The organism is Mesorhizobium sp. M7A.F.Ca.US.005.03.1.1 (genome assembly GCF_003997975.1).
In the GTDB taxonomy this organism is placed as follows: Bacteria; Pseudomonadota; Alphaproteobacteria; order Rhizobiales; family Rhizobiaceae; genus Mesorhizobium; species Mesorhizobium ciceri.
On sequence record NZ_RZRO01000026.1, the window covers coordinates 16587 to 32645 of the forward strand.

The 16059-nt window shown below is 63.5% G+C and carries 12 protein-coding genes; 6 read left to right on the forward strand and 6 right to left on the reverse strand.

Features of this window, described 5'->3' with window-relative positions; translation table 11 throughout:
* Window positions 1-235 precede the first annotated feature (235 nt).
* A complete protein-coding gene (locus EN990_RS13660; protein WP_013529022.1) occupies window positions 236-508 on the forward strand; it encodes an usg protein in 273 nt (90 codons plus the stop codon).
* 242 nt (window positions 509-750) lie between these two features.
* Here the strand turns inward: EN990_RS13660 and EN990_RS13670 are convergent, their stop codons facing one another.
* Window positions 751-1785: an aldo/keto reductase gene (locus EN990_RS13670; RefSeq protein WP_024504215.1), complete on the reverse strand. Its 1035-nt coding sequence runs from the start codon at window positions 1783-1785 to the stop codon at window positions 751-753.
* Between the two features lie 51 nt (window positions 1786-1836).
* Window positions 1837-3018: an MFS transporter gene (locus tag EN990_RS13675; RefSeq protein WP_127368099.1), complete on the reverse strand. Its 1182-nt coding sequence runs from the start codon at window positions 3016-3018 to the stop codon at window positions 1837-1839.
* Between the two features lie 119 nt (window positions 3019-3137).
* On the opposite strand from EN990_RS13675, the gene EN990_RS13680 reads away from it, so the two are divergent.
* Window positions 3138-4046, forward strand: a complete 909-nt coding sequence (locus EN990_RS13680; RefSeq protein ID WP_013529025.1) for a LysR substrate-binding domain-containing protein — start codon at window positions 3138-3140, stop codon at window positions 4044-4046.
* 44 nt (window positions 4047-4090) lie between these two features.
* Here EN990_RS13680 and EN990_RS13685 read toward each other — a convergent pair whose 3' ends face one another.
* On the reverse strand, window positions 4091-5140 hold the full coding sequence (locus EN990_RS13685) for an aldo/keto reductase (RefSeq protein WP_013529026.1): 1050 nt from the start codon (window positions 5138-5140) through the stop codon (window positions 4091-4093).
* Between the two features lie 110 nt (window positions 5141-5250).
* Window positions 5251-5913 (reverse strand): YggS family pyridoxal phosphate-dependent enzyme, encoded by a 663-nt coding sequence (locus EN990_RS13690; protein WP_127368100.1) that lies wholly within the window; start codon window positions 5911-5913, stop codon window positions 5251-5253.
* A gap of 155 nt (window positions 5914-6068) precedes the next feature.
* Here EN990_RS13690 and leuS point away from each other — a divergent pair, with 155 nt between their 5' ends.
* The 3 genes from leuS to EN990_RS13705 all read left to right on the forward strand — a co-directional run bounded on the left by leuS (window position 6069) and on the right by EN990_RS13705 (window position 12251).
* Window positions 6069-8693 (forward strand): leucine--tRNA ligase, encoded by a 2625-nt coding sequence (leuS, locus tag EN990_RS13695; protein ID WP_127368101.1) that lies wholly within the window; start codon window positions 6069-6071, stop codon window positions 8691-8693.
* The gene (gene lptE / locus EN990_RS13700) at window positions 8680-9258 is read left to right on the forward strand and encodes an LPS assembly lipoprotein LptE (protein ID WP_013529029.1); all 579 of its coding nucleotides are present in this window, start codon (window positions 8680-8682) and stop codon (window positions 9256-9258) included. Before leuS ends, lptE begins: the two co-directional genes overlap by 14 nt.
* 311 nt (window positions 9259-9569) lie before the next feature.
* Window positions 9570-12251: a DNA translocase FtsK gene (locus EN990_RS13705; protein WP_127368102.1), complete on the forward strand. Its 2682-nt coding sequence runs from the start codon at window positions 9570-9572 to the stop codon at window positions 12249-12251.
* 103 nt (window positions 12252-12354) lie between these two features.
* Here the strand turns inward: EN990_RS13705 and EN990_RS13710 are convergent, their stop codons facing one another.
* Window positions 12355-12738 carry a hypothetical protein gene (locus tag EN990_RS13710; protein ID WP_127368103.1) on the reverse strand — a complete coding sequence of 128 codons (384 nt, stop codon included), beginning with the start codon at window positions 12736-12738 and terminating at the stop codon, window positions 12355-12357.
* A 345-nt stretch (window positions 12739-13083) separates the two neighbouring features.
* Window positions 13084-13740 carry a fructose-6-phosphate aldolase gene (gene fsa / locus EN990_RS13715; protein ID WP_024504222.1) on the reverse strand — a complete coding sequence of 219 codons (657 nt, stop codon included), beginning with the start codon at window positions 13738-13740 and terminating at the stop codon, window positions 13084-13086.
* A gap of 90 nt (window positions 13741-13830) precedes the next feature.
* Here fsa and EN990_RS13720 point away from each other — a divergent pair, with 90 nt between their 5' ends.
* Entirely contained in the window at window positions 13831-16014 is a 2184-nt protein-coding gene (locus tag EN990_RS13720; RefSeq protein ID WP_127368104.1) for a primosomal protein N', read from the forward strand.
* Window positions 16015-16059 lie beyond the last annotated feature (45 nt).

Sequence of the window (16059 nt, forward strand, 5' to 3'; positions counted from 1 at the left end):
GAATTCGGCGGCATTATTACCAGTTCCGCCGTTACGGCAACATTAGACGTTGGATTCGCGCGGCGGGATGCCGCAGGGGCTTCTCCAGGGCTGTCAGCACTCGAAGAGGTGCGCTGCTAACTGCATGTTTTCGCATGCTAAAGCCGGTTCAGATGAAGAAAAAATCAATAGACGGTTAATCAGCGGCGCGCACAATCAGCCGTGGGAGGACAGGCGAATCAACCTGGGGACCGTCATGCGCGACCATGCCGAAATGGACCTGATGCTCAAAGGCTATGGCTTGACCACTGCCAAGATTCTTTATCACTTTCCCGATCACCCGCATCTGCTGCAGAGCTTCATCTGGCAGGACTACGATCTCGCGCCGAAGTTTCCGGTGCTGATCAAGTTCATCGAATTCTGGAAGGCCAAGCTGGACGGGCCGCTGCATTCGATCAGCTACACCCACCAGAAGCTGATCGCGCCGAATGAATGGCGCAAGGTGGATGGGGAGTTTGTGCTGCACTAGGGGCAAGTTTCGCAGCAACGGCTTCTTGAGGTCGGCGTTCTACGACGCCCCCCTCTGTCCTGCCGGACATCTCCCCCTCAAGTGGGCAGATTGGCAGCTCCACCGACAACGCCGCCCCTTGTTAGGCCTGCGATTGGCGAAAGTCGCCGCGACATCCGATCTCCCCCCTTGAGGGGGAGATGTCCGGCAGGCCAGAGGGGGGCGCTGGCCCGCGAACCTTGCGCCATGACGGCCCGATGCGCTCAAACCACCGGCGGGTTCAACCGGGCAAAGCCTTCCTGCCGCCGATACGGGAAGTACGGGTAGGGCGCGGTGACTTCGCTTGCCGCGTCGAGCTGCCTTATCTGCTCCGGCGTCAAGGTCCAGCCGACGGCACCGAGGTTCTGGCGCAACTGCTCCTCGTTGCGGGCGCCGATGATGACCGACGATACGGTCGGGCGCTGCAGCAGCCAGTTGATGGCGATCTGCGGCACGGTCTTGCCGGTTTCCTCGGCCACGACATCGAGGGCATCCATCACTCGATAGAGATGCTCGTCCTCGACCGGCGGACCGAAGCTTGCCGTGTCGTGCAGCCGGCTCTGTTCCGGCAGGAGCTGGCCACGGCGGATCTTGCCGGTCAGGCGGCCCCAGCCAAGCGGGCTCCACACCAATGCACCGACACCCTGGTCGAGGCCGAGCGGCATCAGCTCCCACTCATAGTCGCGGCCGACCAGCGAATAGTAGACCTGATGGGCGACATAGCGCGGATAGCCTTGGCTGTCGGCTTGCGCCAACGACTTCATCACTTGCCATCCGGAGAAGTTGGAGACGCCGACATAGCGCAGCTTGCCGGCACGGATCAGGTTGTCCAGCGTCGACAGCACCTCCTCGATCGGCGTGCCGGCATCGAAGGCGTGTAGCTGCAAAAGGTCGATGTAGTCGGTGCCGAGGCGCCTCAGCGCATCATCCACGGATCTGATCAGCCGCGAACGTGACGAGCCGTAATCGCCCGGCCCATCGCCCATCGGCAGCGCGGTCTTGGTCGAGATCAGCACGGCATCGCGGCGGCCTTTTATCGCGTCGCCAAGCACCTGTTCAGAAGCGCCGTTCGAATAGACGTCGGCCGTGTCGAACAAATTGACACCAGCCTCCAGGCAGATGTCGATCAGCCGCCGCGCTTCCCTGGCGTCGCTGTTGCCCCAGGCGCCGAACAGCGGGCCGGAACCGCCAAAGGTTCCCGCGCCGAATGAGAGTGCGGGCACTTTCAAGCCCGATGCACCGAGACGTCGATAATCCATCTTTTTACTCCTGGTGGTATGAAGGGTGTCGGAAGGGTTTGCCGAGGGTAGTCACGAGCGGATGGAGGCAGGTGCGCCGAGCGCCGGGGTACGATCGAGACGCAGCGCCAGTCCGGCCACGCCGAGCGCCGTGAGCGGCAGCAAGGCGGCGACCCAGGTCAGGGCACCCAGGCCAAGCCCTTGGGCAATCACCGCGCCGCCAAGCCAGGCGCCTGCGGCGTTGCCGAGATTGAAAGCGGCGATGTTGAAGGACGAGGCGAGGCTCTGGCCGGCACCTTGCGCCTTGTCCAGCACCCACATCTGCAGCGGCGCCACGGTAGCAAAGGCGGCGGCACCGAGCAGGCCGACATAGATGACGGCCATCACCTGGCTGTGGATGGCGAAGGTCATCGTTGCGAGCACCAGGGCCAGCACCACGAGGCTGCCCAGCACGGCCGGCACAAGCCAGCGGTCGGCGACCTTGCCGCCAAGCAAATTGCCGGCGATGAGACCGCCGCCGAAGACGAGCAGGATCGGCGACACGGCTGCTTCCTTGAAGCCGCTTATCTCGGTCAGCAACGGAGCGATATAAGTGAAGACGGCGAAGACGCCGGCATAGCCGAGCACGGTGGTGGCGAGGCCGAGCAGGACGGGGGTGCGGCGCAAAACGGCGAGATCGGCGCGCAGGTCGCTCTTTTCGGGCGCCGTCCGGCTGCGTGGCACCAGAGCCAGGATGACGGCGAAGGCGGCCACACCGACCACTGTCACGGCCCAGAAGGTCGCGCGCCAGCCGAAGGCCTGGCCGAGCCAGGTGCCGAAGGGCACGCCGAGGATGTTGGCGATGGTCAGGCCGGTGAACATCAGCGCGATCGCCGAGGCTTGTCTGTTGGGCGCGACCAAGCCGGTGGCGACCACCGAGCCGACGCCGAAGAAAGTGCCGTGGGCAAAGGCGGTGATGATGCGGGCGCCCATCAGCGTCCAGTAGTCGGGCGCCAGCGCGCAGGCGAGATTGCCGAACGTGAAGATCGCCATCAGCGCCAGAAGCACGGTCTTGCGCGGCCAGTTGCCGGTGGCGATGGTCAGCAAGGGCGCGCCGATGACGACGCCAAGCGCATAGCCCGAAATGAGCTGGCCGGCAGCCGAAATCGAAACGCCGAGATCCTTGCTGACATCGAGCAGCAGACCCATGATAACAAATTCGGTGACGCCGATGCCGAAGGCACCGGCGGCGAGGGCGTAGAGAGCAAGAGGCATGGCGGTTTCCACTTCGATGGCGAAGAGCGCCGTCCCGCGCCCCGACCCCTGAGATCGTGCTTCCCTGCATTGTGAACCAGGCTTGCCTTGGGCATATTTTCTGTGAAATAGATTCATAAATGGCCAGGCCCGACGTCAATCGCTCCGGCGAGATCGAAGTGTTCGTGCGCGTCGTCGAGGAAGGCAGTTTCTCCTCCGCGGCACGCGCGTTGCGCATGACGCCGTCGGCGGTGAGCAAGCTGATCGCGCGGCTGGAGGCCCGGCTTGGCGCGCGGCTGGTCAGCCGCTCGACGCGAAAGCTGCAACTGACGCCGGAAGGCACAGCATTCTACGAGAGCGGCCTGCGCATCCTTGCCGACATGGCGGCAGCCGAGCAGGAGGCAGCGGCCGGTGCTTCACCGCGCGGACGTGTGCGCATTAACAGCTACGTGCCCTTCGGGGTGCATCGGCTGGTCCCGCTTCTGCCTCGGTTCCTGGAACGCTACCCCGAGATTTCGGTCGATCTGGTGCTGACCGACAGCGTCGTCGACCTGATGGCGGAGCGCGCCGATGTTGCCATCCGTGCCGGGCCATTGAGTGAGTCACGGCTGGTGGCGCGCAAGCTCGGGCAAAGCCCGGTGGTCGTTGTTGCAGCACCTTCTTACCTCGAGACGCACGGCATACCGCTGACGCCAGCCGATCTCGACAAACACAACCGCATGGGCTTCGGCTTCGTCAGGCACCTCGATGGCTGGCCGTTCCTCGACGCGGAAGGCCGCGTCATCATGATTCCGATCACCGGCAACACGCTGGTCAGCGATGGTGAGGCGATGCGGCTCATGGCACTGGCGGGCGCGGGCATCGCCCGGCTGGCGCGCTGGCATGTGGCGGAAGACATAGCGGCCGGCAGACTGGCGCCGCTGCTGGAGGCATTCAATCCGGGTGACGAGGAGCCGACCCACGCCGTCTATGTCGGCCAGGGCCGGCATCTGCCGGCGCGGGTGCGCGCCTTTCTCGATTTTCTGGGCGAGAGCGTCCGGCTGACCTGACATCTCCGGAGCCACGGCTCCCGAGATGTCAGCGTGGGCTGTATTTATGCTTTCGGCGTGAACGCCGCCGGACGGCGGCCCGCTGCCTGGCGCTCCAGCATCCAGCCTGGATATTCGGACGGCAGGGCGCTGACCTCGTCGAGACGAACCAGATCGTCGGTGTCGAGCTTCACCTCAGTGGCGGCAAGGTTCTGCTCCAGCTGCTCCATGCGGCTGGCGCCGATGATGACGCTCATCACGAAGGGCTTGGCCAGGACATAGCCGAGCGCCACCGTGGCGACGCTCACATCATGTTTTTTGGCGATGTCGCGCATGACGGCAACGGCCGCCCAGGCGCGGTCCTCATTGACCGGCGGGAAGTTGAAGGACGCGCGGCGGCCTTCGCCATTGCCGGGTGCGCCGGGACCATATTTGCCGGAGAGCAGGCCACCGGCCATCGGCGACCACACCATCAGGCCGAGCTTCTCCTCATTGAGCAGCGGCACGATCTCGCGCTCGAGATCGCGGCCGGCGATCGAATAGTAGGACTGCACGGTCTCGAAACGGGCAAAGCCCTTGCGCTCGGCGATGCCGAGCGCCTTGGCGATGCGCCATGCCGCCCAGTTGGAGACGCCGACATAGCGGACCTTACCGCTGGCAACCAGATCGTCGAGCGCTCGCAGCGTCTCGTCGATCGGCGTCACCGTGTCGGTGCCGTGCAACTGGTAGAGATCGATATGGTCGAGCTGCAGCCGCTCCAAGCTGGCATCGACCGAATCCATGATGTGGCCGCGTGACGAGCCGCGCTGGTTGGGGCCTTCACCCATGGCGCCATGCGTCTTGGTGGCGATGACCACATTCTGCCTGTTGACCTTGAGATCCCTGAGCGACTGGCCGAGCAACCGTTCGGATTCGCCAAAGGAGTAGACGTCGGCCGTATCGAAGAAATTGACGCCAGCGGCAAGCGAATGGGCAACGATCTCGTTGACGCCCTTCTGGTCGAGGCTGGCGATCAGGCCCCATTGGGCATTCTGACCGGCGGCGCCGAAGGTCATGGTGCCGAGGCACAGTTCGGAGACGAACATCCCCGTATTTCCAAGCTGGTTGTAGCGCATGGTGGCGGCTCCAGAGAGTTTGTGATGACGCAAAGCAAATAGGAACGGTACGTTTCGTTTCCAGTCCTGGAGCAACGAGCCTCTCGGATTGGCCCAAAGGCCGTTGCGTCTCAGCGAGTGCCGAAGATCGCCGAACCGACGCGGACGCTGGTGGCACCGAAGGCGATCGCCGTTTCGTAGTCCCCGGACATGCCCATCGAGAGTTTGGCGACGTCGGCTTCCTTGCTAAGCTTCTCCAGCAGGGCGAAGTGGGGACCGGGGTTCTCGTCGGCCGGCGGGATGCACATCAGGCCTTCGATGGCGAGGCCGTGCACGTCGCGGCAGCGGGCGACGAAGGCCACGGCCTCGCGGGGCTCGATGCCGGCCTTCTGCGGCTCGGAGCCGGTGTTGACCTGGACATAGAGTTTTGGCGCGCGGCCCTGTTTGGCGATCTCCTTGGCGAGTTCGGCGGCGATCTTCTCGCGATCGACCGTCTCGATGACGTCGAACAGTGCTACCGCTTCCCTAGCCTTGTTGGATTGCAGCGGGCCGATCAGATGCAGTTCGATGTCGGGAAATGCGTCCTTCAGATCAGGCCATTTGGCTTGCGCCTCCTGCACCCGGTTCTCGCCGAAGACGCGCTGGCCGGCTTCGATGACCGGGCCGATGTCGGCGGCATCAAAGGTCTTTGAGACCGCGACCAGGGTCACGGCGCCGGCTTCGCGGCCGGCCTCGCGTTCGGCGGCGGCGATCTTCGCCTTGACCGCGAAAAATTGCTGAACGGCGTCACCCATATGCAAATCCTGCTGTTTTGACCGGCGTTTTTGTCAGACGCGGTACCCATATGGTTGACGGGTTTGCCAAACCATGGTGAACACCCGGACCACATTCCCTGAACTGCCGAGCCATCGCCCGCAGTTCGCGCATGCTTTTAAGTGAAAAACGTCCCATGGCAACCGAACGATACAATCCGCGCGCGTCAGAGCCCAAATGGCAGAAGGCCTGGGACGCCAAGAAGCTGTTCGAAGCGCACAATGACGATCCGCGCCCGAAATACTACGTGCTGGAGATGTTCCCCTATCCGTCGGGGCGCATCCATATCGGTCATACCCGCAATTACACGATGGGCGACGTGGTGGCGCGCTACAAGCGGGCCAAGGGCTTCAACGTGCTGCACCCGATGGGCTGGGACGCCTTCGGCATGCCGGCCGAAAACGCGGCGATGCAGAACAAGGTCCACCCCAAGGAGTGGACCTACCAGAACATCGCCACCATGCGCGAGCAGCTCAAGGTCATGGGGCTGTCGCTGGACTGGGCGCGCGAATTCGCCACCTGCGACGTCGATTACTACCACCGCCAGCAGATGCTGTTCCTCGACTTTGTCGAGAAGGGGCTGGTGATGCGCAAATCCTCCAAGGTCAACTGGGATCCGGAGGACATGACGGTGCTTGCCAACGAGCAGGTCATCGACGGGCGCGGCTGGCGCTCGGGCGCGCTGGTCGAACAGCGCGAACTGACGCAGTGGTTCTTCAGGATCACCGACTTCGCCCAGGATCTGCTGGATTCGCTCGAAGGCCTCGACGAATGGCCGGAAAAAGTGAAGCTGATGCAGCAGAACTGGATCGGCCGCTCGGAAGGCCTGCTGATCCGTTGGCCTCTGGCCGACGCCTCTGATGGCGAGCATGAGCTGGAAGTCTATACGACAAGGCCCGACACCATCTTCGGCGCTTCCTTCATGGCTGTCGCCGCCGATCATCCGTTGGCCAAGAAGGCCGCTGCGCACAATCCGGCACTGGCGAAGTTCATCGAGGATATCGGCCATATGGGCACCTCGGTGGCGGCGCTGGAGACAGCTGAGAAGAAGGGTTTTGACACCGGCCTCCGCGTCGTCCATCCGTTTGACGACAACTGGACGCTGCCTGTCTATGTCGCCAATTTCGTGCTGATGGAATACGGCACCGGCGCCATTTTCGGCTGCCCGTCCGGCGACCAGCGCGACCTCGACTTCGCCAACAAATATGGCCTGCCGGTGATTCCGGTGGTGATGCCGGAAGGCGAGAATCCGGCGACGTTCCAGATCATCGATGAAGCCTATGTCGATGACGGCGTGATGATCAATTCGCGCTTTCTCAACGGCATGAAGCCGGATCAGGCTTTCGACGAAGTCGCCAAACTGCTGGAGCAGAAGACGATCGGCAACCGGCCGATGGCCGAGCGCAAGGTGAATTTCCGCCTGCGCGATTGGGGCATTTCGCGCCAGCGCTACTGGGGCTGCCCTATCCCGATGATCCATTGCGAGGCTTGCGGCGTGGTGCCGGTGCCGAAGGCGGACCTGCCGGTGAAGCTGCCCGACGATGTCGATTTCGACCGCCCGGGCAATCCGCTCGACCGTCATCCGACATGGCGGCATGTGAAATGTCCGCAATGCGGCAGGGATGCGCGGCGCGAAACCGACACGATGGACACGTTCGTCGATTCGTCGTGGTATTTTGCCCGCTTCACCGCGCCGTGGGCACATGAACCGACCGATCCCAAGGCGGCCAACGAATGGCTGCCGGTCGACCAGTATATTGGCGGGATCGAGCACGCGATCCTGCATCTGCTCTATTCGCGCTTCTTCACCCGCGCCATGCGCGAGGCCGGCCATGTCGATCTGGCCGAGCCGTTCAAGGGCCTGTTCACGCAAGGCATGGTGGTGCACGAAACCTATCGCGTTGGCTCGGCATCGAACGGCCGCTGGCTGGCGCCCACCGAAGTTCGGCTGGAGGACGTCGACGGCAAGCGCAGCGCCATCGAGATCGCCACCGGCGAGACCGTCTCCATCGGCCCGCTGGAAAAGATGTCGAAGTCGAAGAAGAACACGGTGAGCCCGGAAGACATCACCGATGGCTACGGCGCCGATACGGCGCGCTGGTTCATGCTGTCGGATTCGCCTCCCGAGCGCGATGTCGAGTGGACCGACGATGGCGCCGCCGGCGCGCATCGCTTCATCCAGCGCATCTGGCGCCTGGTGTCGACGGCGGCCGAAACACTGGCCGGCATCAAGCCCGTGGCGGCCAGCAGCGGCGAGGCCGCGGTGGTTTCCAAGGCCGCGCACAAGATCCTCAAGGCGGTCGGAGAGGATATCGAGAAGCTCGCTTTCAACCGCGCCATCGCCCGCATCTACGAACTGGCCAACGCGCTGACCACGCCGCTTAACGAGGTGGCCGAAGGCAAGGCCGATGCAGCGCTGAAAGGCGCCTGCCGGCAGGCGGTGGAGATTCTCGTGCATCTGATCGCGCCGGTCATGCCGCATCTGGCCGAGGAGTGCTGGGCAACGCTCGGCGGCACCGATCTCGTTGCCGAACGGCCGTGGCCGGTCTTCGATCCGGCGCTGGTCGTCGACAACGAAGTCACCTATCCGGTACAGGTCAACGGCAAGAAGCGGGGGGATTTGACAATTGCCCGCGACGCGGACCAAGGTGCGGTCGAAAAAGCGGTATTGGCTCTCGACTTCGTGCAGAAAGCACTCGAAGGGAAGGCTCCGCGCAAGGTGATCATCGTGCCGCAGAGGATCGTCAATGTCGTTGCCTGATCGGGAAAAGACAGAGTTGAGCCATTTGCTGCGCCGCATGGCGCTTGCCGGCCTGATAGGTTCGCTCGCGCTTGTCTCGGCCTGCACGGTGCGGCCGCTCTATTCGAGCGCGCCACTGTCGGGTTCGCAGGCCAGTGCCAGTGCCGAACTGGCGTTGATCGGCATCAAGCCGGTCAATACGCGTTACGGCCAACAGGTGCGCAACAATCTCATTTTCGGGTTTGGACGAGGCGCCGGCGAGCCGGCCTCGCCGGCCTATTCGCTCAATCTCGGCGTGACCGAAGCGGTCGAGTCCGCGGCACTTGTGCAGGTCGGAACCGACGAAGACGAGCCGACCGCCGGTTCCGTGACGCTGACCGGCAGCTATACGCTGGCCGATGCGAAGACCGGCGTGGTGATCGCATCCGGCAAGCGTTCGATCACCTCGTCCTTCGACAGGCCGCGTCAGGAATTCGCCGCATACCGGGCGCAGATCGACGCCGAGAATCGCGCGGCGCGAGAGTTGGCGGAAGCGCTGCAGCTGTCCATTGCCCAGGACCTTGTCCGGCACGGCAAGACCGGCTAGCGCACCTCATCTGCTTCACGAAAACGGTCTGGCGCCCCAGGCATGACGGGATGATCGTGGGATCATGACCAGATTCCCGAACAGAGCCAGATTCTGAACAGAGATTGTCCGAAGAGACCCATCGGCCTGCTATAGCACAGCGAGTAGATCGCGCCACAGCGGTGGGTGCGGCGAGGCGACGATCGTGCCACGTCGCTCGCAGACTGCCACGAAGATTTTGGCGCTCAGGATCGTCGGCGACCCATCCGGGAAGCAACTGTTAACCACTCGCTCCCTATTGCTCGGCAGACATTTCAGAGTGAGTCTTGAGAATGGAAGCCAAGCGTTTTTCCCGGGTCAATTTGTCGACGGCCGCATCGCCTGATGATCCCGAGGGGAAGCGCTCCGAGAGCATCGGCGACAGGGGTGGTCAGCGAAGTTCTTCCGCGGCAAGCGACCTTGATCGTCCGGCTCGCAAGGAAACGGCCGGCCGGCAGCCCGCCACACGCCAGGCCGGCTATTCCGCGCCGGTGGTCGATCTCGGCGGCAACAAGCGGCCCTATATGGAGCCGCGGAGTGGCTCCGACGACACGCCTTCGAAAATCGGCGATATCGAGAGCCCTGCCTGGCAGGAATATTTCTTCCTTGCACCCAACGTGCGTTTTACACGCACGCCGGATTATGAGGCCAGGAAGCATCATCCGCAGCACGAGCGTGTCGTCGAACACGGCGCGACGCGCCCGGCACAGCAAGCCGTTGCGCAACCCATGGTCGGCAGGGCGTCCTCCGCGCCCTCGCTCCTGGCATTGCCGGCGTCGGTGAAAAGCCCTGCCTCCCAGCCGCAGACTGGGCAGGCCACGCAAGGGCCACTGCCGCCGGCTGCTGCTTTTGTCCCGTCCGTGCGCGCCAGGGAGAGGGTGCCAGCCGTTGCGCCGGTGCCGCCGAGGACGGTCGCAACGGGACGGGCATCCGCGCGTGCGTCCGTTGCTCCGGGCGCCCCGACCAAAACCGAAAGGCAGCGCTGGCCCTATCTTTCGGATCATGCCTTCTTCGAGGCTATGGCACCCTATCTGGTCGACGTTTCGCCGTCGGCCCGGCAAACCGGTTCAGCGTCGCCTGCGCCGCTCGCCGCAGCGCCAGTCACCACCATGCCGATCGACATCCGCCCGACGACAGGGACCGATGCCACCGCCTTGTTTCGTGTCATCGACTGCCTGCCGGGCCAGGCCTTGAAGCCGTTGCCGGATGTTTGGCCGGCCAATTCGAACCAGGCCGTCGCCCAACCTGACGTGCCGGCGAGCAATGCGCTGTCGCCGGTCCAGCCTGTCATAATTCCAGCCGCCAAAAGCGATGCCGTTTCCGCGCCGGCCGCGCCAAATGCGAACGTCCCTGCCAAGGCCGTTGGCGCCCGCTCTGCACGCTTGCCTGGGGCTGGAAAGGTGGTGCTGTCAACCGCGGGCGATCCCTACGAGCTTCCCTCGGAAGAGCTGTTGCAGCAGCCACCGGAGGGACAAGGTTTCTACATGTCGCAGGAGCGGCTCGAGCAGAACGCGGATCTGCTGGAAAGCGTGCTCGAAGACTTCGGCGTGCGTGGCGAGATCATTCATGTTCGTCCCGGCCCGGTCGTCACGCTCTATGAGTTCGAACCGGCGCCGGGCGTCAAATCTTCTCGCGTCATCGGGCTTGCCGACGATATCGCCCGCTCCATGTCGGCGATTTCGGCGCGCGTCGCCGTCGTGCCCGGCCGCAACGTCATCGGCATCGAGCTCCCGAACGAGATGCGCGAAACCGTCTATTTCCGGGAGCTGATCGAATCGGAGGGCTTCCGCAAGACGAGCTGCAAGCTGGCGCTGTGTCTCGGCAAGACGATCGGCGGTGAGCCGGTCATCGCCGAGCTGGCGAAGATGCCGCATCTGCTCGTGGCCGGAACCACCGGCTCCGGCAAGTCGGTCGCCATCAACACCATGATCCTGTCGTTGCTCTATCGGCTGAAGCCGGAAGAATGCCGGCTGATCATGGTCGATCCCAAAATGCTCGAACTCTCTGTCTATGACGGCATCCCGCATCTTCTGACGCCCGTCGTCACGGATCCCAAGAAAGCCGTCACGGCGCTCAAATGGGCGGTGCGCGAAATGGAGGACCGGTATCGCAAGATGGCGCGGCTCGGTGTGCGCAACATCGACGGCTACAACGAGCGCGCCGCCCAAGCCCGCGACAAGGGCGAAACCGTCGTCATGACGGTGCAGACCGGCTTCGAAAAGGGCACCGGCGAACCGCTTTTCGAACAGCAGGAAGTAGACCTGGCGCCGATGCCCTACATCGTCGTCATCGTCGACGAGATGGCCGACCTGATGATGGTCGCCGGCAAGGAGATCGAAGGCGCCATCCAGCGTCTGGCGCAGATGGCGCGTGCTGCCGGCATCCACCTGATCATGGCAACGCAGCGTCCCTCGGTCGACGTCATCACGGGCACGATCAAGGCCAATTTCCCGACCCGGATTTCCTTCCAGGTGACGTCGAAGATCGACAGCCGCACCATCCTGGGCGAGCAGGGCGCCGAGCAGCTGCTCGGCCAGGGCGACATGCTGCACATGATGGGTGGCGGGCGCATTTCGCGCGTGCATGGGCCGTTTGTCTCCGACGCGGAGGTCGAGCACGTCGTGGCGCATCTCAAGGCGCAGGGCCGGCCTGAATATCTGGAAACCGTGACCGCCGACGAGGATGAGGAAGAAATCGACGAGGACCAGGGCGCGGTCTTCGACAAGGGATCGGTTGCAGCCGAAGACAGCGATGCGATCTACGACGAGGCGGTCAAGGTGGTGGTGCGCGACAAGAAGTGTTCGACCTCCTACATCCAGCGCCGCCTCGGCATCGGCTACAACCGCGCCGCATCCCTGGTCGAGCGTATGGAAAAGGAAGGATTGGTCGGCGCACCCAACCATGTTGGCAAACGCGAAATCATCATGGGCCGGCGCCAGCCGGCGACCGTGCCTGAGGATGACGGCGCGGACTGAGCGACCCCGGCCGTTATGGGATCATGCTTCAGGGGATGCTTCAGCTGCGGGTCAAGCTCGTGAATTCCATCACCTATCCCAGCCTAAACCTTAAGCATCTACACTAGCGGTTAGTGACGGCCTTTCCAATGCTGACGACCACATAGGATAACCAGCCAATGACATGCCCGAAGAAATAGACGCACAGTCCCAAATATGTAAGCAACGCAATCACAAATAGCTTCTCACCTAACGCAACATTCGTCACGAAGCCTTGAGGCAACAGGGCAAGAATCCAACCGAAGTGAAGGCCCCAGCTACACCCCCATTGACCACACGTCCGGTTGGCACTCAGCACCGTTGCGCCAAGCCACACGACCGAAATCACTATGAAACTCACCCACGAATAGCGTTTGTCCCGAATGAGGCCGTAGATTGAAAATGCCTTTGCGAAAGCGAGTCCTATTGATGCAAGAACAGAAAAGGCGATTGAGATTAGAAGGCTCATGTTCGACCCAGTAGCTAAAACATCGAAGCTACAGCCAGCACCTTTACAAAGGGTTCGACCAAGTCATCGTTTTTTAAGTTCGTCGAAGGGCATCTCTCTAGCGTGATATCCAGGGTATGCTTCAGCAGCGTGTCGATCTGGTGAACTCGATCAAATATCCTGTTTTGAACTTGTCGCTCTCGATTTCAGCTGGATGCAATGCTGCGATGCAGTAAAGCCAAAAGAGCTAGTGCAAGGCACGCAAAAACAAAGACTTGGAAAGTCACCCCACCCGCAGCACATAAAAAAGACCGGTTGCCCGGTCTTTTTTCACTGCAAGCGCATTGGCTTCAGCCGATCGCCATCTCAGCCAATCGATTGGCCGGTCTTGGCCCAGTCGGCGAGGAAGGCGGCGAGGCCCTTGTCGGTCAGCGGATGGTTGACCAGGGCCTTCAGGGTCGCCGGCGGCGCGGTCACAACATCGGCGCCGATCAGTGCCGCCTGCTTGACGTGGTTCACGGTGCGCACGGAAGCGACGAGGATCTCGGTCTGGAAATCGTAATTGTCGTAGATCTGCCGGATCTCCTGGATCAGTTCCATGCCATCGATGCCGATGTCGTCGATTCGGCCGACGAAGGGCGAGATGAACGAGGCGCCGGCCTTGGCCGCAAGCAGCGCCTGGTTGGCCGAAAAGCACAGGGTGACGTTGACCAGGCGGTTCATCTCGGTGCGGATCGTCTTGCAAGCCTTGAGACCGTCCAGCGTCAGCGGCACCTTGATGCAGACATTGTCGGCGATCTTGGCCAGAACCTTGGCCTGCTGCATCATCTCGGAATATTCGGTGGCGGTGACTTCAGCCGAGACCGGACCCTTGACGATGTCGCAAATCTGTTTGGTGACCTCGGCGATCTTGCCGCCGGATTTGAGGATCAGCGACGGATTGGTGGTGACGCCGTCGAGCAGCCCCAGATCGTTCAGCTCACGGATATCCTTGACGTCGGCGGTGTCGACAAAAAATTTCATGGCGGGTCTCCTGAAGATTTTCATGTGCATGCCATGCACATTTGGGGTCGGCCTTTGATCTAGACCAAAGTCAGGGCAAGGTCACGCCTCATGATCGAAGATTCGCCCTTTGTCGCAGCCGCACCGGTGCTGGTGCCGATGCCCGCCGAACGCCCCTACACCTACGCCGTGCCGGCCGGCATGCGCGTGGTGCCGGGCTCGATCGTGCGTGTGCCGCTCGGGCCGCGCCAGGTCGCCGGCATCGTCTGGGATGGCGCGGTCGAGAAGGTCGACGCGAAAAAGCTGCGCCCCATCGAACAGGTCTTCGATTGCCCGCCGATCGACCGCGCGATGCGCCGTTTCGTCAACTGGGTGGCGCAGTACACGCTGTCGCCGCCGGGCATGGTGGCGCGCATGCTGCTTCGGGCGCCGGAGGCTTTCGACCCCGAACCGTGGATCGAGGGGTTGCAGCGCACGCTTCTCGCACCTGACCGGATGACGGGCGCCAGGCAGCGCGTGCTGGAGACGGCCGAAGGCGGCCTTGCCTGGACGCGCTCCGGCCTCGCTCACGCCGCCGGCGTGTCCTCGACGGTGATCGACGGCCTGAGGGCGCAAGGCGTGTTCGAGACCGTGATGATCCCGCCGCGCCCGGTGGTGGCCGCGCCCGATCCCGGCTACGCTATTCCGGAACTGATGCCGGACCAGGGCGCCGCGGCGCAGATGCTGCGCGCCAATGTCGCAGCCGGCGTGTTCAACGTCGCGTTGCTCGACGGCGTCACCGGTTCGGGTAAGACCGAGGTCTATTTCGAGGCGGTGGCGGCTGCGCTCGACCAGGGCAGGCAGGTTCTGATCCTGCTGCCGGAAATCGCGCTGACGCATGCCTTTCTCGAGCGCTTCCAGCAGCGCTTCGGCGCCAAGCCGGGCGAATGGCATTCCGACCTGCCGCCGCGGATGCGCGAAAAAGTCTGGCGGCAAGTGGCGGAAGGCGGCGTGCGGGTCGTCGCCGGCGCGCGCTCGGCGCTGTTCCTGCCGTTCAAGGAGATCGGCCTTATCGTCGTCGACGAGGAGCACGACCCTGCCTACAAGCAGGAGGACCGCGTCTTCTACAATGCGCGCGACATGGCGGTGGTGCGCGGCCATATCGGCAGCTTCCCCGTGGTGCTGGCGTCGGCGACGCCGTCGGTCGAAAGCCGGGTCAATGCCAGCCAAGGTAAATATAACAGGGCGGTGCTTTCCGCTCGCTTCGCCGAGGCAGCACTTCCGCATCTGAAGGCGGTCGACATGCGGCGTGCGCCGCCGGCGCGTGGCGGTTTCCTGTCGCCGGTTCTGCTCGACCAGATGCGCCAGACGCTGGAGAGGCAGGAGCAATCGCTGCTGTTCCTCAACCGGCGCGGCTATGCGCCACTGACGCTGTGCCGGGTCTGCGGCCATCGCTTCGGCTGCCCGGTCTGCTCGGCCTGGCTGGTCGAGCACCGGTTTCGCGGGCAACTCGTCTGCCATCATTGCGGCCACAATGAGCGCCGCCCCGAAGCCTGCCCGGAATGCGGCACGCTGGATCATCTGGTCGCCTGCGGGCCGGGTGTCGAGCGCATCGCCGAAGAGGTCGTTACGCATTTTCCCGACGCGCGCACCATCGTCCTGTCGTCCGACCTGATGGGCGGCGTGCGGCGGCTGCGGCTGGAACTGGAGGCGATCGCCGATGGCGAGGCCGACATCGTCATCGGCACGCAGCTCGTTGCCAAGGGCCACAATTTCCCGAACATGACCCTTGTCGGCGTCGTCGATGCCGATCTCGGCCTTGCCAATGGCGATCCGCGTGCCGCCGAGCGCACCTTCCAGCTGCTTAGCCAGGTCACCGGCCGCGCCGGCCGCACCGGCAAGAAGAGCCTGGGACTGCTGCAGACCTTTCAGCCCGACCACCCGGTGATGCGGGCGATCGTCTCGGGCGACGCCGAGGCATTTTACGAACGTGAGATCGCCGAGCGCGAACGGGCTGCCCTGCCGCCCTTCGGCCGGCTCGCGGGTGTCATCGTCAGTGCGGTGACACGAGCGGAAGCCGAGGGCCACGCACGTGGCCTGCGCCGCGCCGCACCCGAGGCGTCAGATCTGTTCGTGCTGGGGCCAGCCGAGGCGCCACTGTCACTGCTCGGCGGCCGCCACCGCTTCCGGCTGCTGATCCAGGGCGAACGGCGCGCCGACATGCAAGGTTTCATCAGGGCCATGCTGGCCAACGGGCCGAAGCAACGCGGCTCGGTCCGGGTGCAGGTCGACGTCGACCCGCAGAGTTTTTTGTAAGGTTGCGCTTTCAGCGATAGGTTGCCCGCAAGCCAGCGAGATGTG